Annotated in this window: 18 protein-coding genes and 1 tRNA gene; 10 read left to right on the top strand and 9 right to left on the bottom strand. The window is 70.9% G+C overall.

What is annotated here, in order from left to right:
- Positions 1 to 71: 71 nt before the first annotated feature.
- The 3 genes from SD455_RS01645 to SD455_RS01635 all read left to right on the top strand — a co-directional run bounded on the left by SD455_RS01645 (position 72) and on the right by SD455_RS01635 (position 3,763).
- Positions 72 to 1,058 carry an NAD(P)H-quinone oxidoreductase gene (locus SD455_RS01645; protein WP_070160322.1) on the top strand — a complete coding sequence of 329 codons (987 nt, stop codon included), beginning with the start codon at positions 72 to 74 and terminating at the stop codon, positions 1,056 to 1,058.
- 119 nt (positions 1,059 to 1,177) lie between these two features.
- A complete protein-coding gene (locus SD455_RS01640; RefSeq protein ID WP_311025849.1) occupies positions 1,178 to 1,612 on the top strand; it encodes a hypothetical protein in 435 nt (144 codons plus the stop codon).
- A gap of 120 nt (positions 1,613 to 1,732) precedes the next feature.
- On the top strand, positions 1,733 to 3,763 hold the full coding sequence (locus SD455_RS01635; RefSeq protein WP_445507050.1) for a glucose PTS transporter subunit IIA: 2,031 nt from the start codon (positions 1,733 to 1,735) through the stop codon (positions 3,761 to 3,763).
- Here the strand turns inward: SD455_RS01635 and SD455_RS01630 are convergent.
- Together SD455_RS01630 and SD455_RS01625 are read right to left on the bottom strand one after the other, a co-directional pair.
- A complete protein-coding gene (locus tag SD455_RS01630) occupies positions 3,754 to 4,374 on the bottom strand; it encodes a flavin reductase family protein (RefSeq protein ID WP_445507049.1) in 621 nt (206 codons plus the stop codon). The genes SD455_RS01635 and SD455_RS01630 overlap by 10 nt on opposite strands.
- A 34-nt stretch (positions 4,375 to 4,408) precedes the next feature.
- The gene (locus tag SD455_RS01625) at positions 4,409 to 4,846 is read right to left on the bottom strand and encodes an NUDIX hydrolase (RefSeq protein WP_445507048.1); all 438 of its coding nucleotides are present in this window, start codon (positions 4,844 to 4,846) and stop codon (positions 4,409 to 4,411) included.
- 118 nt (positions 4,847 to 4,964) lie between these two features.
- Here SD455_RS01625 and SD455_RS01620 point away from each other — a divergent pair, with 118 nt between their 5' ends.
- Positions 4,965 to 5,702, top strand: a complete 738-nt coding sequence (locus SD455_RS01620) for a pentapeptide repeat-containing protein (RefSeq protein WP_445507047.1) — start codon at positions 4,965 to 4,967, stop codon at positions 5,700 to 5,702.
- 34 nt (positions 5,703 to 5,736) lie between these two features.
- On the opposite strand, the gene SD455_RS01615 is transcribed toward SD455_RS01620, so the two are convergent.
- Positions 5,737 to 6,567, bottom strand: coding sequence for an SDR family oxidoreductase (locus SD455_RS01615; protein WP_070159683.1), 831 nt, complete (start codon positions 6,565 to 6,567; stop codon positions 5,737 to 5,739).
- A 59-nt stretch (positions 6,568 to 6,626) separates the two neighbouring features.
- Complete coding sequence (locus SD455_RS01610; protein WP_445507046.1) at positions 6,627 to 7,199, bottom strand: MarR family winged helix-turn-helix transcriptional regulator; 573 nt, start codon at positions 7,197 to 7,199, stop codon at positions 6,627 to 6,629.
- Positions 7,200 to 7,356: 157 nt separating this feature from the next.
- Here SD455_RS01610 and SD455_RS01605 point away from each other — a divergent pair, with 157 nt between their 5' ends.
- The 3 genes from SD455_RS01605 (at position 7,357) to SD455_RS01595 (ending at position 8,836) form a co-directional block, all read left to right on the top strand.
- On the top strand, positions 7,357 to 7,815 hold the full coding sequence (locus SD455_RS01605; protein ID WP_070159681.1) for a DoxX family protein: 459 nt from the start codon (positions 7,357 to 7,359) through the stop codon (positions 7,813 to 7,815).
- A gap of 116 nt (positions 7,816 to 7,931) precedes the next feature.
- Positions 7,932 to 8,363: a hypothetical protein gene (locus tag SD455_RS01600; RefSeq protein ID WP_139827586.1), complete on the top strand. Its 432-nt coding sequence runs from the start codon at positions 7,932 to 7,934 to the stop codon at positions 8,361 to 8,363.
- Between the two features lie 2 nt (positions 8,364 to 8,365).
- Complete coding sequence (locus SD455_RS01595; protein WP_445507045.1) at positions 8,366 to 8,836, top strand: HD domain-containing protein; 471 nt, start codon at positions 8,366 to 8,368, stop codon at positions 8,834 to 8,836.
- A gap of 66 nt (positions 8,837 to 8,902) precedes the next feature.
- On the opposite strand, the gene SD455_RS01590 is transcribed toward SD455_RS01595, so the two are convergent.
- From SD455_RS01590 to tmk, 5 genes are all read right to left on the bottom strand, one after another.
- Positions 8,903 to 8,975, bottom strand: a tRNA-Thr gene (locus SD455_RS01590).
- Positions 8,976 to 9,120: 145 nt separating this feature from the next.
- Positions 9,121 to 10,131, bottom strand: a complete 1,011-nt coding sequence (locus tag SD455_RS01585; protein ID WP_445507044.1) for a universal stress protein — start codon at positions 10,129 to 10,131, stop codon at positions 9,121 to 9,123.
- A gap of 131 nt (positions 10,132 to 10,262) precedes the next feature.
- Positions 10,263 to 11,828 (bottom strand): alpha/beta hydrolase, encoded by a 1,566-nt coding sequence (locus SD455_RS01580; RefSeq protein ID WP_070159677.1) that lies wholly within the window; start codon positions 11,826 to 11,828, stop codon positions 10,263 to 10,265.
- Positions 11,829 to 11,842: 14 nt separating this feature from the next.
- Complete coding sequence (locus SD455_RS01575) at positions 11,843 to 13,033, bottom strand: DNA polymerase III subunit delta' (RefSeq protein WP_445507043.1); 1,191 nt, start codon at positions 13,031 to 13,033, stop codon at positions 11,843 to 11,845.
- Entirely contained in the window at positions 13,026 to 13,775 is a 750-nt protein-coding gene (tmk, locus tag SD455_RS01570; protein ID WP_070159675.1) for a dTMP kinase, read from the bottom strand. The genes SD455_RS01575 and tmk overlap by 8 nt, the downstream gene beginning before the upstream one ends.
- A gap of 176 nt (positions 13,776 to 13,951) precedes the next feature.
- Between tmk and SD455_RS01565 the strand changes: the two genes are divergently transcribed.
- The 3 genes from SD455_RS01565 to SD455_RS01555 all read left to right on the top strand — a co-directional run bounded on the left by SD455_RS01565 (position 13,952) and on the right by SD455_RS01555 (position 16,377).
- A complete protein-coding gene (locus SD455_RS01565) occupies positions 13,952 to 15,208 on the top strand; it encodes a trans-sulfuration enzyme family protein (protein WP_070159692.1) in 1,257 nt (418 codons plus the stop codon).
- 9 nt (positions 15,209 to 15,217) lie between these two features.
- Entirely contained in the window at positions 15,218 to 15,526 is a 309-nt protein-coding gene (locus tag SD455_RS01560) for a DUF2516 family protein (protein WP_070159673.1), read from the top strand.
- A gap of 104 nt (positions 15,527 to 15,630) precedes the next feature.
- Complete coding sequence (locus tag SD455_RS01555; protein WP_070159671.1) at positions 15,631 to 16,377, top strand: phosphoglyceromutase; 747 nt, start codon at positions 15,631 to 15,633, stop codon at positions 16,375 to 16,377.
- Positions 16,378 to 16,387 lie beyond the last annotated feature (10 nt).

The raw sequence follows: 16,387 nt of genomic DNA, 5'->3' as shown, positions 1-16,387 counted from the left end.
CCTGTCGGACCGGCGTGTCAGAGCGCAGATGCCGTCTTCCGAGGCCACTCGTTCCAGAGGAAGGGAGCACCATGAGAGCAGTCGAATACACCGACGCCGGCGGCCCGGAGGTCGTCGCGCTCACGGAAGTGTCGGATCCGGTCCCTGCCGCCGGGGAGGTTCTCATCGACGTCGCCGCGGCCGGACTCAACAGAGCTGACGTCATGCAGCGCCGCGGCGTCTACCCGCCCCCGGCAGGGGCTTCCCCGATCCCCGGGCTGGAGGTCTCGGGTCGCGTGGCGGCCGCCGGACTGGGCAGCCCCGCGGCCGTGCAGGAGCTCGTCGGCGTCGACGTCGTCGCCCTGCTGGCCGGCGGAGGCTACGCGGAGAAGGTGGTCGTCGATGCCCGGCACGTGCTCCCCGTGCCGGCGGGTGTGGACGTGGTGGACGCCGCCGGGCTCATCGAGGTGGCCGCCACCGTGCACTCCAACCTGCGCGGAGAGGCCCGGGTGCAGCCGGGGGAGACCGTCCTGGTGCACGGCGGCACCGGCGGCATCGGCAGCTTCGCGCTGCAGTATCTGCACGCCCTCGGGGCCAGGACCCTCACCACCGTGGGCAGTCCGGAGAAGGCGCGGCTGGCCCGCAGCCTGGGGGCCGATCACGTCATCGACTACCGCGAGGAGGACATCGGTGACCGGGTCTCCGAGATCACCGACGGCCGTGGCGCCGACGTGATCCTGGACGTCATCGGAGCCAAGTACCTGCAGACCAACCTGCGCAGCCTGGCGGTGGACGGACGGCTGGTGATCATCGGGCTGCAGGGCGGGCGGAAGGCCGAGGCTGACCTGGGACTCATGCTCGCCCGCCGACTGCGGATCATCGCCACCACGCTGCGCTCCCGGGACGCGGCGACCAAGGCCGGCATCGTCTCCGGAGTGGGGGAGGAGCTCTGGCCGCTGATCGAGCAGGGACGGATCCGCGTGCAGACCGACCGCGTCTTCGCCGCTGACGACGCAGCGGCTGCCCACGACTACTTCGACAGCGGTGCCCACAGCGGCAAGATCCTACTGAGGTTCTGACGGGCTCCTGTCCTCTCCCCACGGCCCTGTGCTGACGTGGGTAGACTGTCTGATCGACGACGTCCGTCGCAGGTCCGACCGTCCGGCGCCGCCGGCCCAGCACGCAGGTGGAGGGAAGCATGAAGCTCTTCGCAGGCCGCCGTCGTGCCCGCCGACTGGAGAAGGAGCTGGGCGACGGACTCTGGCGGCAGGCCCACGACCGGTTCGTCCGGGGCCTGGATCGCTATCACCAGGTGGTCGAGGGTGTGGACGACGACGTCGTGCACAATCACCTGGTCGCCATCGGGGACGAGCTGGCCGACCAGCTCCCCGCGGTGCGAGACCTCTGCCGCCACGCCCACCGGCTCTTCCCCGCTGAGGGGATGAACATCCCGGGCCGGGCCTCGGAGCTGCACTCATGCCTGTCCAAGGCCGCCAACCACGTAGCCACCACGGCCGAGGCCGCCGCGATGGTGCGCGTGGGCAGTGCGGAGGTGCTCTCCGTGCGCCGCCGCGCGGACCGGGTGCTGGCCAGCCTCCAGGACGCGGAGTCCGCTCTGGAGCGGGCGCACTGAGCGGCGCCCGCGACTGCGGGGTCTTCTGGTGATATCCCCGGCGCTGGCCTATAGTGGCCGGGCTGGAGCCCACGGGCACCGGCCCGCCCCCACATCAGGACCCAAGGAGCATGAGACCGCATGAGCACCCAGGATCCCCGTGCTCTTGCCGAGGACATCCTCGACGGCGTGGGCGGCGCCGCGAACGTCACCTCCTCCGCGCACTGCGCCACCCGGGTCAGGGTGGTGCTGCGCGACGAATCCGCCGTCCGTGCTGAGACGCTGAGGGCGCTGCCCGGTGTCATCACCGTGATCCGAGCCCACGGGGAGCTTCACGTGGTCACCGGGGAAGGCGCTGAGCTCGTCCACCAGGAGCTGGAGCTGCTGACCCGCCGTCCCGCCGGACCCATGCCGGAGCTGGAGCTCTCCACCGCGGTGCTGTCGGTCCGCGGGCTGGGCAGCCGCATCGTCACCATGCTCGCCGCGGTGTTCACCCCGGTGATCTGGCCGTTGGCCGCCGCAGGGCTGCTCAAGACCGTCGTCGTGGTGCTCGGCGAGCTCGGATGGCTGAACCCTGAGGCCGGGACGTTCACCGTGCTCAGCGCCGTCTCGGAGGGCATCTTCCTGTTCCTTCCTCTCTTCTTGGCGGTGACCGCGGCACGACGGTTCGGTGCCCAGCCGTTCACGGCCATGGCGGTGGCCGCCGCCTTGGTGTACCCCTCGATCCTGGACCTGGGGGAGGCCCAGTCACATACCGCCGCCCCCACGGGATCGTTGCTGGGGGTGCCGTTCCCGATCATGGTCTTCGCCGCCTCGGTGATCCCGATCCTGCTGGTGGTGTTCGTCCAGGCCTGGGTGGAGCGCACGCTGGACCGCATGCTGCCGGCCGCCGTGCGCAGCGTGGGCACCCCGCTGGTGACCCTGCTGCTGGTGGTCACCGGGGCGCTGGTGCTGCTGGGCCCCATGGTGGTGATCACTGGGGAGGCCTTGGTGGCGCTCGTGGTGGGCGTGCTGGAGTCCACCCCGTGGCTGGCCGGAGCAGTGCTCGGCGGCCTGTGGCACGTGCTGACCATCCTGGGGCTGCAGTGGGGCATGCTCGGGACCATCGCCGAGTCCGTGGGCACCGGCATCGCGGGAGTCCCGACGGCGGCGACGCTGCCCGCGGTCATCGCCGCCGCGGTGGTGGCCCAGGCCGGGGCCGCCGGTGCGGTGCTGCTGCGCACCCGTTCTGCCGCGCGTCGGAAGATCGCCGGGGCCTCCTCGGTGGCGGGCCTGGTGGGCGGGGTCTCCGAGCCGATGATCTACGGGGTCACCCTTCCGCTGAAGAAGCCGTTCCTGTTCGGCATGCTCGGCGGAGCGGTCGGCGGTGCGCTCACGGCGGCCTCCGGGGCGGCCGCCGTGAGCGCAGTCCCGCCCGCGCTGGCCGGTGTGCCCGCAATGACGGCCCACGGGTCAGCAGCGCTGCTGCTGGGCGGGCTGGCGCTGGCTCTGGCGGTCGGATTCGTGCCCACCCTGCTGCTGGTGGACCGGGAGGGACCCGACGAGGACCCCGACGCCGAACCCGACCCCGAACCGCCGACCACCACCTCGATGTCGCCGGTGGTGACGCCGACGCCCGCCGCGGCGGAGCAGCGGGGAGGGCGGGCCGACACGCCGTCGATGGTGGAGGTCATGGCCCCGTTGCCCGGGCGGCTGCTCCCACTGGACGCGATGGACGATGAGCTCTTCGCAGACGGCACCATGGGCCCCGGCGTGGCGATCCGCCCGGTCAGTGGCCACCTGGTGGCTCCGGTGGCAGGAGTGGTGATCGCCGCACCGTCCGGCGGGTACGCCTACGGGATCCGGACGGACGACGGCGTCGACATCCTGGTCCACTGCGGAAGCCGCACCCCGACGTTGAAGGGTGAGGGCTTCACCCCGGCGGTGCGTCCCGGGGACCGGGTGGAGGTCAGCCAGCCGTTGGTGGATGTGGATCTGGAGCTCGTGCACGGGGTCGGCTTCGACGCGATCACCGCAGTGGTGGTGACCAACGCGCAGGACTTCGCCTCGGTGACGCCCGTCGCTGTCGACGAGGTCGAGCCCGGTGACCTGGTGATGACCGTGATCACCGGGGAGAAGGAGCAGCCCGCGGACCAGGCCGACGAGGAGCGCGACGCCGGCGCTCAGGGCTGAGGCCGGTGCATCCTCAGCCGGTCCTCGCCACGGATCCTGAAGTAGTCGGCCGGCCCGCCGCCGCGCAGCAGCGGGTCCGCGGCCGCCGTCTGGTAGACCCCGTCGTCGAGCAGCGACTCGTCGAGGTGGACGCCGACGACCTCCCCGAAGACCATCCTCGCCGGGGTGTCCTCACCGGAGGCGTCCGTCAGGCGCAGGATCTGGGTGCGGCGGCACTCGAAGACCACGCGGGCCTGGCCCACATGCGGCACGCTCACCACCCGGGAGGGCGCGGCGGTGAGCCCGGCCAGCTCGAACTCGTCGATCTCGGTGTCGACGGCCGCCGAGGTGGCGTTCATCTGCTCGCCCAGCTCCGTGGTCACCAGGTTCCAGCAGAACTCGCCGGTGGCTTCGATGTTGGCGACGGTGTCCTTGTGCCCGATGCTGGAGAACGCGATGAGCGGCGGCGTGTAGTTGACCGCGTTGAAGAAGCTGTAGGGTGCCAGGTTCAGCCCTCCCTGCCCCGAGCTGGTGGACACCCAGCCGATCGGGCGCGGGGCGACGATGGCGTTGAACGGGTCGTGGGGCAGCCCGTGCCCGGCGGAGGGCTCGTAGAAGTATGAGGTGCGCACGTGCGTGAGCCTAGCAGCGGCCTCGGCCGCGGACTCAGGCGGAGGTGAGCAGGCCGGCCCGGCGACGGGCCAGGTCCACCAGGTCCACTCGGTCCAGCATGTCGATCTCCTCGGGAGCGAACCATGCGACGTCGTCGGTGGTGCCGTCCTGCTCCACGCGCAGGGAGCCGCCGGTGATGCGGGCGCGGTAGATGATCCGCAGCGCCTGCAGCGGGGTGCCGCCGTGCTCGGCCCGACGCCGGTCGCCGGGGATGATGAGGCTGCCGACGTCGAGGAGCTCGCCGGGCTCGATCTCGTAGCCCGTCTCCTCCATGACCTCCCGCACCACGGTGTCGTGCGGGTGCTCCCCGGGGTCCATGCCTCCTCCGGGCAGGGTCCAGCCCGAGCCCAGGGTCTCGTCGCGCCAGTGGGGCAGCAGCATGCGGCCCTCGTCGTCCATGATCACGGCGTACGCGCCCACTCTCAGGTCCACGATCCCGCACTCTAGCATCGTGGACCGCGCGGAGCCGGTCCAGGTCGGAGCCTCACGACCGGTCGCTCGGGAGCGTCCACGCTCCATGGTCGTCAGTGGGTGGCGATAGTCTCGGCCGATGACGTCCTCCCGCCGACACACCGGCCGCCCCGCCAGCCGCCCAGCGGCCCGCTCCAGCTCCCGTCGCACCTCCTCCGGCGAGATCCCGAAACCGCACCCACCGCGACTGGACCTCGCGGCGCCGACGGGCCTGGTCGACGGTGACGCCTCCGAGCTGCTGTTCAGCCAGCATGCCGAAGGCCTGCGCCTCATCGGTGAGACGCTCCACGGGGAGGACCTCACTGGGGCCCGGATCGTCGACAGCGAGCTCATCGACATCGTGCTGCAGGAGGTGACGCTGACGGGGGCGACGGTGGCGGAGACCCGTCTGCAGCGGCTGGCGAGTCCTCATCTGGCTGCGCCTCGCTCCACCTGGCGCGCGGTGGAGGTCCTCGGCTCCCGGGTGGGAGTGGCGGAGCTCTATGAGTCCGGCCTGTCAGAGGTCCGGGTGGCCGAGTCCAAGATGGATCTGGTGAACCTGCGCGGCGCGTCCCTGACAGACGTCGAGCTCAGCGGGTGCACGCTGACCGAGCTGGACCTGGGTGGGGCCAGCGTGCGTCGGCTGCGCGTGACGGACACCGGCATAGGCACCCTGGACCTCAGCGGAGCGTCTCTGGATCATGTGGACCTCCGGGGCGCTCGGCTGGAGCGCATCATCGGGCTCACCGGACTGCGTGGGGCGACCATCAGTCCGGAGCAGCTCGTGGAGCTGGCCCCTGCGCTTGCCGAGCATCTGGGGCTGGATGTGCGGGTCTGACGGGCGTCGTCGCGCGTCCCGGATTCGGGGCCGGTCAGTCCTCCGCGGTGCGCCACCGGGCGAAACCGCCCTCGGTGTGCAGCACCTGCCCGGTGATCCATTCGGCCTCTGGGGTCATCAGCCACGCGATGAGGCGGGCCGGATCGTCGGGCTCTCCGAACCGGCCGCGGGGGAACATCGAAGCCACCTGGCTCCAGAGCTGGGGTGTCATGTAGCCGGTGTCCACCGGCCCGGGGTTGACGGTGTTCACGCGGATTCCTGTGGGGGCGACCTGTGCGGCGATCGTGGTGGTGATGCCGGCCAGTGCGGCTTTGGCCGCGCCGTAGGCGATCTCTCCGGTCAGCGGGCCCTGGCCCTGCCCCGAGGTCATGAAGACGATCGAGGCGTCCCTGCCGTCCCGGTGGTGGTGCAGGAATCGCTGGGCCAGCAGGATCGAGGCGCGAGCGTCCACGGCCCAGTGGCGGTCCAGCAGCTGCTCGGTCAGCTCACCGAGGCCGCCGTCCGAGCCGTTGAGCGCCTGGTTGCACACCAACCCGTCCAGGCCGCCGAAGGTCTCGACGGCGGCGTCGACCACGCGGTCTGGGGCGCCGGTCTCCGTGAGGTCGGCTCCGAGCTCCTCGATCCGCGCTCCCGGGATCGCATGGGAGGCCACGCTGGCCAGCACCGCCTCGAGATCGTCGGCGCCGTAGGGCTGGTCGGCGTCGTGGGGGCTGTGATGGTGGCAGAAGACGTCGGCGCCGTAGGCGGCGAGCCGGCAGGCGACGGCATGACCGATGCCGTCCCGGCGACTCACGCCGGTGACCAGCATCCGTCGACCCCGCAGGGGGAGAGGATCTCGGCGCAGGGGGCTGGGACTGTCGGTCATGCGCCCATCGTAGATGCGGTTCGTCGGGGAGCGGCATGAGTCGGCGAGTGGTGAGCTGGTCACGCGCCGGCGGAGCCGCCGCCGGCGTCGGGGTCGGCGTCCGTGTCGGCGTCGGTGTCCTTCCCCGCGTCCGCATCGGCGACCGTGTCGTGGCGGCGGTAGACGGGGATCAGGCGCCCCTCGGGGTCGAGACGGTCCAGCATGGCTTCGGCGATCTCCCGCAGCTGGTCGACCTGCTCGGCGGTGAGTGCATCGATGACGTGGTGACGCACCGTGGCCACGTGGCCCGGGGCGGACGCCTTCACCTTCTCCCAGCCGATCTCGGTGAGTTCCACATGGGTGGCGCGCGCGTCGTCCGGACGACGGCGGCGCCGGACGAGGCCGCGGTCCTCCATGCGTCGGATGACATGGGACAGGCGGGGAAGTGTGGCGTTGGTGCGCACGGCGAGCGTGCTCATCTGCAGGGACTGGCCTTCGGTCTCGGAGAGCACCGCGAGCACGTAGTACTCGAAGTGGGTCAGGCCGGCGTCGTGGCGGAGCTGGGAGTCCAGCACGCCGGGGAGCAGTTCGAGCACGGCGGTCAGCCGCACCCAGGCGGCCAGCTGTCGGGAGTCCAACCATTGCGCGTCCACAGGTCGATTCTTGCGCACCGGGGTTGATGGGACAACTGTTGTACCCTACATTGGTTGTCGCAACAACCTGCGAGTCGCGGGTCGGCCCGGTGTGTTCCGGGGCCCGCGGACGATTCTGTGTCTGCTGCGGCAGGTGCTGACGAAGGGACGTTCTGAGATGAAGACGCTGCTCAACCCGTCGGCCGGTGTCCCGGCGCTGACGGATCTGGCCCTGCTGGTCGCGCGAGTGGCGCTGGGGGTGATCCTGGTGGCCCATGGCTGGCAGAAGTTCGACGAGTGGACCGTGGCCGGCACGGCCGCCTCCTTCGAGGGGATGGGTGTGCCGGCCGCATCGGTGAGTGCTGCGGTGGTCACGGGTGCGGAACTGATCGGCGGCGTGCTGCTGATCGTGGGGCTGTTCACCCCGATCGCCGCGGCGGTCAACGCGGTCTCCATGGTGGTGGCCCTGTTCCTGGTCCATGCGCCGGCGGGCCTGTTCGTCTCTGAGGGCGGCTACGAGCTGGTCCTGGCGATCTTCGCCGGTCTGGTCATCCTGGTCGCCACAGGGGCCGGCCGCTTCAGTGTGGACCGGCTCATCGCCCCGGCACCGCGGCGTCGTGCGAAGGTGCGCAGTTGAGCTGTGCGAAGGTGCGCAGTTGAGCTGTGCGAAGGCGCGGAGTTGACCTGTGTGAGCCGGTGGACCGGAGGCTCGTCTCGGGCGTCCTGTCGGTGCGCGGTGGTAGCCTCCGTGGCATGAGGACGACGTGGGTCACGGTGGCGTGGGTCGCTGCGGCGCTCGTGGCGGTCGGATGTTCGAAGGACCTCGACCCCAGCGAGCTGGAGGTGACGGATGCCCGGCATGGCGCGGACCCCGGCGGGGACCTCGGGGAGCTGGAGGTGACCCTGGGTGGGGAGACTCATCGGGTCGCCCCGTCGGAGGTCCTGTGCTCAGGACCCCCGGGGGAGGTCCATCACCTGATCGCGACCACCGGTGACGACTCCTCGCGTGTCGAGGTCGCGGGCGAGGATTTCGCCCAGGTGCGCCTGGAGGGCGCCGAGCGTCCGCAGGAGACGACGTCTCCCGACGGCATCGAGCTGGGGGAGGCGCAGGTGGAGTTCGCCACCGCGGCAGTGGGCGATGCCGAGGTGGAGGGCACGTTGCACTGCTCGGAGTGGGAGGACTGAGGATGACCACGGAGCTGGGACGGGAGCCCCTGCGCGGGCCGGCCCTGGTGCGTGCGGCAGCGCAGATCGCCGCCGAGGCGCACCGCGGGCAGGTGGACAAGCTGGGGGTGGACTACATCGGGCATCCGGAGCGGGTGGCCGGGCATGCCGAGGTGGCCGGTGCGGCGCCGGAGGTGGTGGCGGCGGCCTGGCTGCACGACGTCATCGAGGACACGTCGGTCACGGCCGTCGATCTGCTGGCCAGTCGGATGCCCGAGGAGGTCGTCGCCGCGGTGGAGGCGGTCTCCCGAGGCGAGGGAGAGTCGTCCGAGGACTACTACCGCCGTGTGCGGTCTGATGAACTGGCGCTGCAGGTCAAGGCGGCGGACCTCGCGGACAACACCGATCCTGCACGGACCTCTCAGCTGGACCCGGAGACCCGTGACCGTCTGGCCGCGAAGTACGCGAAGGCCCGGGAGCTGCTGGGCCTCTGAGCACGCCCGACAGATGACAGAACCCCCGGCCAGCGTGCCTGACCGGGGGTTCTGCTGCATCCACGGAGCCACCTGCCGGAATCGAACCGGCGACCTATTCATTACGAGTGAATCGCTCTACCGACTGAGCTAAGGTGGCCTGCTCGCGTGGGCCGCGTGCCCTCGCGCGCGATGCACAACATTACTCGGCTTAGGGCGGACTGGTCAAAACGGCTGCGCGATCTCTGCTGTCCAGGCCTTTCAGCTCGGACGCGCCGGCTCAGGTCGCGACATCTTCCCGTGTCTCAGAGCACGGGTTCGTGCTCTCCGTGGTCGTTGAGACGGCGATCGGTCAGCATCGGGACGATCTCCACGGGCCCGTGGGCCTCCATCAGCACGCTGCGGGACACCGAGCCCAGCAGTGCGCTGGTGATGCTTCCCCGGCCGCGGGTCCCGAGCACCGTGAGCTGGGCGCGTTCGGTGGCGTGGGCCATCACCTGGGTCGGCGAGCCCTGTTCGATGATTCCCTCGATGCTCAGGTCCGGGAAATGTCCGGTGAGCCAGCGGACGTCCCCGTCCAGCCGTTCCTGCAGGCCCTGCATCTCCAGTTCGGTGATGCCGGACTCCTTCGCGGTGCGGCCCGCGTACCAGAGCAGGGAGGAGTCGATCGTCGGCAGCGCGAGCAGCAGCTGCAGGGAGGTGCCTCGCAGCCCGGCGGCCTCGGCGGCGTGCAGTGCGGCCACTCGTCCGTGGGCGGAGCCGTCGACGCCTACGATCACCGGTCGTGCGTCCCGACGCGCGGTGAATCGGGTGTCGCCGCCCACCAGGTCGGGATCGTAGCGGCGGTTGACCACGGTGGTGGGGCAGTGGGCGTGGGCGGGCAGCGCCGAGGACACCGAACCCAGCAGGCGTCCGACGAAACCACCGCGTCCGCGGCCGCCGACGACGGCGTGGGTGGCGTTCTCGGACCTCGCGATCATCACTCCGGCGGCATCCCCGTGCTCCACCCGGTATTCGACGTGGCCGGGATAGCCGTGGAGCTGGTCGCGTGCCTCGTCGAGGACCTCCTCGGCGCCCCGCCGGGCCAGAGAGTCTCCGGTGATCTCCGCGGCGGAGTCCACATAGCCGGCGACGGCGCGCGGCACCGTGAAGGCGCTGATGACTGTCAGCTGGAGATCGCGCCGATGAGCCTCGACGGCGGCGTAGTGCAGCGCACGGGACCCCTGGTCCGAGCCGTCGAATCCGACGATCACGCCCAGTGCCCGGGATGCGGGGGTGTAGGGGACAGCTTTTCGATGCCGGGAATCCTCGTTCATGGCGACCTCCTGGACACGACGACGGTCAGAGCTGTCGACGACGGTGCGGCCACCGAGGCGACGTCACCGTCACCCAGCTGCCGCCATTCTAGCGGCGGCATGCCGCTCACCAGGAGGGATGCTGGCCGGGGTCAGCAGTCCTGGCGGCCCTCGAAGAGCGCCCCGTCGAGGAGGTAGGAGTCGACGATCTCGGTCACGCAGGTGTTGCCGGGCCGGTAGGCCAGGTGGCCCTCGCCGTCGTAGACCAACAGGGAGGAGGTGGGCGCCATGGCGTGCATGTCTTCGGCCCAGGACACCGGGGTGGCCGGATCCCCGGTGGTGCCGATGAAGAGGATCTCCTCCACCTCGTCCAGCTGCGGCTCCCGCGGCTCGCCCACCGGCTCGAAGGGCCACTCGGAGCACGCGATGCCGGCGTGCCCCAGGTACGGGCCGAACGTGGGGGCGGCCTCCACGGTCTCCTCATACTCCGCCTCGATGGTCTCGGAGTCTTCCGAGACCGGGTGGTCCAGGCACATGATCGCGCGGAAGGCGAGCTGACTCTTCCACCCGTAGCTGCCGTCGGGCTCGCGGCCTGCGGCCAGGTCAGCCCACTGCTGGAAGGAGGAGAAGTCCTCCTCGTCGAGGGCGGCGCCCAGCGCCTGGTTCAGCATCGGCCAGCCCCCGGAGAAGTACATGGGCTGGATGAACCCGCTCACCAGCACGCTCACGGAGATGGTCCGCCCGTCGGGGCCTTCTGAGGGCTCCTCGGCGACATCCTCGAACAGGCCCGCCACGGCGTCGACGACGTCCTCAGCCTCACCGTCCACCGGACAGTCGGACTGCTCGACGCACCATGCTGCGTAGCCCTGCAGCGCCTCCTCGAACCCGACCGCCTGGTCCAGGGAGAGCTCGTGGTCGCTCAGAGCGGTGTTCATCATCCCGTCGAGCACGAACCGTCCCACCGAAGCCGGATGCTGTTCCGCGTAGGTCACCCCCAGGTGGGTCCCGTAGGAGAAGCCGAGGTAGTTGAGTCGCTCCTCGCCCAGGGCGGCACGGATGATGTCCATGTCTCGGGCGGCGGAGGCGGTGTCCACGTGTCCGAGCACCTCGCCGGTCTGCTCGAGGCACTGTTCACCCAGCCAGCGGGCGTCCTCGCGGGCCTGTTCGACGGCGGCCTCGTCGTCGAGCTCCTCGTCCCCTTCAGCGACCTGCTCCCGGTTCTCGTCCATCTGCTCGTCCGTGAGGCACTCCACGGGCGCCGACCGGTGGACTCCTCGCGGGTCGAAGCCGACGATGTCATAGTCGTCCAACAGGGCTGGGGTGAAGAAGTACTGCAGGTCTTCGGCCACCGAGTCATATCCGGAGGACCCGGGGCCGCCAGGGTTGATGAGCAGATGCGGGGCGTCGGGCCCGCCGGTGCCGGAGCTGATGATGCGGATCTGGAGAGTCTCGCCGTCGGGCTCGGCGTGGTCCAGGGGGACCTCCACATCGGCGCATCGCGCCCCGCGCTCGCAGTCCTCCCAGTCCAGCTCCTGATCGTAGAACCTGGCGTAGGCGGGGTCTGTGGCGTTCCCGCGCCCCACGTCCTCGGCGGTGTCGCCGGGGGAGGGCTGCTGCGTCTCGGGCGGTTCGCCCAGCGGCACGCAGCCGCTGAGCAGCATCGCGGCGACGCCGAGGGTCGCCGCATGGCGGAGCACAGGGCCTGCGGTGGTCTCCATGGGAAGGGCTCCCTTCAGCGTCGGTGGGCCTCCACGGGCAGGAAGGACATCATGAGAGCTTCCATGGCCAACAGCGGCGGGACGTTCTGACCGATCCTGGTGCGTGCGGCGCCGATCGCATCCAGGCAGCCCAGGGCATGCTCCGGGCTGAGGCTCTCGGCGTAGTCGGCCAGTTGATCGCGCAGGTGGTCGTTGATGAGCTCGACGTCGGCGTCGAGCTTCAGGCTCAGCACGTCCCGGTACACCGCGGTCAGGTCGATCAGAGCCCGGTCGAGCGAGTCGGCCACGGCGCGTTTGGCGCGCCGGGTGTTCTCCTCTTCGAGCCTCTTGAACTGGCTGCGCAGCTTGGGCGGGATCTTCTCCTCCGGCTCCAGCCCCAACGAGCGCCGCAGCGCGGCCTGCTCCTCGGCGAGGCGGGCGTCGGCCGTCGCCTCGGCGTCGGCCTGGGTCATCGCCACCAGTGTGCCGGCGGCCCGGACGGCGTCGGTGGAGCTGCGCACCCGCAGCGGCAGCGTCACCACATCTTCCCGCCGCTGGCGCGCCTCGGGGTCGCGGGCCAGGCGCCGGGCCACCCCCACGTGGTTCTGCGACACCCGGGCAGCGAAGTGCGCCTGCTGGGCGTTGAGTCCGTCCCGCTCCACCAGCAGCCGGGCGACGGCGTCGGCCGGGGGGATCCGCAGGCTCACCAGTCGACAGCGTGAGCGGATGGTGACCAGGACGTCGGCGGGGCTCGGGGCGCACAGCACCCAGAGCGTGTGCGGCGGCGGTTCCTCGATGGCCTTGAGGAGCACGTTGGTGGCGCGCTCGGTCATCCGGTCTGCGTCCTCGACGACGATGACTCGCCAGCGTGCCCCCTGCGGGCTGTCCTGGGCGGTGGTGACGAGCTCGCGGACGTCATCGATCCGGTAGGTGACGTTCTCGGTGGAGACCAGCTTCACCGAGGGGTGGGCGCCGGAGGCGACCAGTCGGCAGGAGCGACAGGTCCCGCAGCCGCGCTCCGTCGGCTCTGCCACCTCACAGTTCAGTGCGGCGGCGAAGGCCCGGGCGGCGTTGGACCGACCCGATCCGGGCGGCCCCGTGACCAGCCAGGCATGGGCCGGAGCGCTCGCGGCCACGGCCCGGCGCAGCTGGTCCACCACGGGCTCCTGGCCCACCAGTTCGGCGAAGACCGCTGGCAGTTCGGCGAAGACGGCGGGCTCAGCCAAGACCGGCCTCCCCGGAGCTCTCGCTCAGCTCGGGTTCGTTCAGCTCGGGATCTGCGGCCTCGGACCCGGCGGGCCGGGCGGCGCGCAGAGGCTCGCCGATCAGCGCGGCGACTCGGCGCCGGATCTGCCGTTGCACGGCATCGACGTCGTCGTCGGCGTCGATGACGAGATAGCGGTCCGGCTCGGCCTCGGCCCGGCTGCGGAAGGCCTCTCGGATGCGGGCTCGGAAAGCGTCGTCGGCGGACTCCATACGGTCCCCGGGGCCGCCGTCGCGTCCGGCCCGCCGCCGCTGGGAGATCGTCGGGTCCACATCCAGCAGGATCGTCAGGTCCGCCTGCAGTCCGGAGGTGGCCCAGCCGTTGATCTCCGCCACCTTCTCCGGGCCCAGGCCGCGTCCCACGCCCTGGTAGGCCACCGAGGAGTCGATGTACCGGTCGCAGAGCACCGTGGCCCCGGACTCCAGAGCCGGAAGGATCCGCTGCACCACGTGGGCCGCGCGTGAGGCCGCGAAGAGCAGCGCTTCGGTGCGGGGGTCCACCTCACCGTGGCCGTGCTCCAGGACCAGCGCCCGGATCCGCTCGCCGATGGGGGTGCCTCCGGGCTCCCGGGTCCGCTCACAGGCGACGTCGTGGGCGCTCAGCCAGGATTCCAACAGGTCCAGCTGCGTGGTCTTCCCGGCCCCGTCGCCGCCTTCGACGACGATGAAGGCTCCGCGCGTGCTCGCTGGCTTCGTCTGTGTCACGCGGACAGCCTATCGGCTTCCGGTGACGCTTCCGGTGACGCTTCCGGTGACGCGATCATCGAACGTCACCGGAGGCCTGTGTGAGCACCTCCGCCGGCGCCCCGCGAGCCCTGCCGGCGTCTCAGAGCCTGGACGCGGCCCGGCGGGCGGCCCTCGTGACGGGGGAGTCGACTACCGTGGCTGATGTGACTGACGAACGCACCTACCTCGTGTCCGGAGGCCGCGGCATCCATGAGGCCGGCTCCCCGGTGAATCCCCCGGTGGACTTCACCTCCACCTACAGCTATCGGCCCGGCGGCGACAACCGCTGGGAGTACGCCCGAGAAGGCGTGCCCTCCTGGCAGCCGCTCGAGGAGCTGCTGGCCCACCTGGAGGCCGGCACGCGCCGGGGCCACAGCGGTCAGGGCTTCGTCACCACCGCCGAGGAACACCCGGTGCCGGTGCTGCCGGGTCTGCTGTTCTCCTCCGGGATGGCCGCGATCTCCGCGGTGGTGCATCTGCTGCCCCCGGGCGGCCACCTGATCCTGCCCCGGCACAGCTATATGGGCTTCTCCACGTTGGCCCAGGAGATGGCGGACCGGGGCCTGCTGACCCTGCACCGGGTGGACATCGCCGAGACCGAGGCGGTGAGGACCACCATCGCCGACGTCGCCACCCTCGCCCAGGCGCAGGACGCGCCGGTGATGCTCTGGATCGAGTCCCCCACCAACCCGATGCTCGAGGTCGCCGACCTGCCGGCGCTGCTCGCCGAGGCGAAGCGGCGCGGCATCCTCACCGTGGTGGACAACACCTTCGCCACCCCGCTGCGGCAGCAGCCGCTGAAGCACGGAGCCGACGTCGTGGTCCACTCCGTGACCAAGTTCCTGGCCGGACACTCGGACCTGATCATGGGGGCGGCGATCACGGCCGATGAGCAGCTGCATCAGAGGCTGCACCAGCACCGCACCCTCCATGGCGCGGTACCCGGGCCCATGGAGGTCTTCCTGGCCCTGCGCGGGGTGCGGACGTTGGCGGTGCGCCTCGACGCCGCGGAGTCCAACGCCGCCGAGCTCGCCCGGCGGTTCGCCGCGCTGCTCCCCACCGGGGAGACGCCCCTGCGCGGCGTCCGGTACCCGGGGCTGGAGAGCCACCCGCAGCATGCGCGGGCCGCGGCCCAGCTGGGCGGCTTCGGAGCGATCCTCACCATCGAGCTGCCCGACGCCGCCACCGCCGACGCCGTCCTCCAGCACCTGACCCTGTGGACCCCGGCCACGAGCCTCGGAGGAGTGGAGTCCCTGGCGGAGCGCCGCCGTCGGCATTCCACCGAACCGGAGACGGTGCCGGACGGGCTGATCCGGCTCTCGGTGGGCATCGAGCACGTGGACGACCTGTATGCCGACCTGCTGCAGGCGCTGCGGCTGGTCGCCTCGGAAAACCGCGACGAGAAGCGATAGCATCGACACATGTCCGGAATCTGGTACGCCGTCCTCGTCTCTGAGATCTACCTCTTCCTCGCCTTCGCCGTCGTCTGCCTGATCGTGGCGGGCGTGGCGCTGCTGAAATGCCTGCCGAAGAACGCGCAGCGCTTCGACATCGCATTCAAGCGCACCAAGGGGTTCTGGCTCGGCATGACCGGCGGCGCGGCGCTGCTGTGCCTGTTCGGCGTCTACTCCCAGCTGTTCGGAGGCCCCTTCGGCTTCCTGTTCCCGGTCATCGGCGCGACCATGGCCGCCGTCTACCTGGCCGACGTCGAGCCCGCCGTCTCCGAGTGAGCCGGATGAGCTGACGCGATCGCCGTTCCACTCCGCGCCCGCCGACGTGCGCCCTGACCACCGACGTTCCACCCACATCACGCATCGGAAGGGATCACCGCCAGATGAGCTATGACCTCATTCTGCTCCGTCACGGACAGAGCGACTGGAACCAGAAGAACCTGTTCACCGGCTGGGTCGACGTGCCGCTGACCGACCAGGGCAGGGCCGAGGCCGCCCGCGGCGGCGAGCTGCTGGCCGAGAACGACCTGCTGCCCGACGTCGTCCACACCTCGCTGCTGCAGCGGGCCATCACCACCGCGCACCTGTCCCTGGAGGCGGCGGACCGGCTCTGGATCCCGGTCAAGCGGGACTGGCGGCTCAACGAGCGCCACTACGGCGCGCTGCAGGGCAAGGACAAGACCCAGGTGCGTGAGCAGTACGGCGACGACCAGTTCATGACCTGGCGCCGCTCCTACGACACTCCGCCGCCGGAGCTCGACGCCGACGACGAGTACTCGCAGATCGGCGACCCCCGCTATGCGGACCTCGGTGACGCCGCCCCGCGCACCGAATGCCTCAAGGACGTCGTCGAGCGCATGCTGCCGTACTGGGAGTCCGCGGTGATCCCGGACCTGAAGGCCGGCAGGACGGTGCTGCTCGCCGCGCACGGCAACTCGCTGCGCGCCCTGGTGAAGTACCTGGACGGCATCAGCGACGAGGACATCGCCGGGCTGAACATCCCCACCGGCATCCCGCTGCACTACCAGCTGGACGAGGACTTCCGGCCTGTGAAGCCCGGGGGCACCTACCTGGACCCTGAGGCCGCGAAGGAGGCCATCGAGGCGGTGGCCAACCAGGGCAAGAAGTGAGGCTGTCCGG

The sequence above is a fragment of the Nesterenkonia sp. K-15-9-6 genome, assembly GCF_052656005.1.
This window is presented reverse-complemented; position numbering and strand designations above follow the sequence as displayed.

Coding starts and splice junctions, on each gene's coding strand:
- SD455_RS01645 (WP_070160322.1), top strand. CDS start 72: ATGAGAGCAGTCGAATACACCGACGCCGGCGGCCCGGAGGTCGTCGCG.
- SD455_RS01640 (WP_311025849.1), top strand. CDS start 1,178: ATGAAGCTCTTCGCAGGCCGCCGTCGTGCCCGCCGACTGGAGAAGGAG.
- SD455_RS01635 (WP_445507050.1), top strand. CDS start 1,733: ATGAGCACCCAGGATCCCCGTGCTCTTGCCGAGGACATCCTCGACGGC.
- SD455_RS01620 (WP_445507047.1), top strand. CDS start 4,965: ATGACGTCCTCCCGCCGACACACCGGCCGCCCCGCCAGCCGCCCAGCG.
- SD455_RS01615 (WP_070159683.1), bottom strand. CDS start 6,567: ATGACCGACAGTCCCAGCCCCCTGCGCCGAGATCCTCTCCCCCTGCGG.
- SD455_RS01605 (WP_070159681.1), top strand. CDS start 7,357: ATGAAGACGCTGCTCAACCCGTCGGCCGGTGTCCCGGCGCTGACGGAT.
- SD455_RS01600 (WP_139827586.1), top strand. CDS start 7,932: ATGAGGACGACGTGGGTCACGGTGGCGTGGGTCGCTGCGGCGCTCGTG.
- SD455_RS01595 (WP_445507045.1), top strand. CDS start 8,366: ATGACCACGGAGCTGGGACGGGAGCCCCTGCGCGGGCCGGCCCTGGTG.
- SD455_RS01585 (WP_445507044.1), bottom strand. CDS start 10,131: ATGAACGAGGATTCCCGGCATCGAAAAGCTGTCCCCTACACCCCCGCA.
- SD455_RS01580 (WP_070159677.1), bottom strand. CDS start 11,828: ATGGAGACCACCGCAGGCCCTGTGCTCCGCCATGCGGCGACCCTCGGC.
- SD455_RS01560 (WP_070159673.1), top strand. CDS start 15,218: ATGTCCGGAATCTGGTACGCCGTCCTCGTCTCTGAGATCTACCTCTTC.
- SD455_RS01555 (WP_070159671.1), top strand. CDS start 15,631: ATGAGCTATGACCTCATTCTGCTCCGTCACGGACAGAGCGACTGGAAC.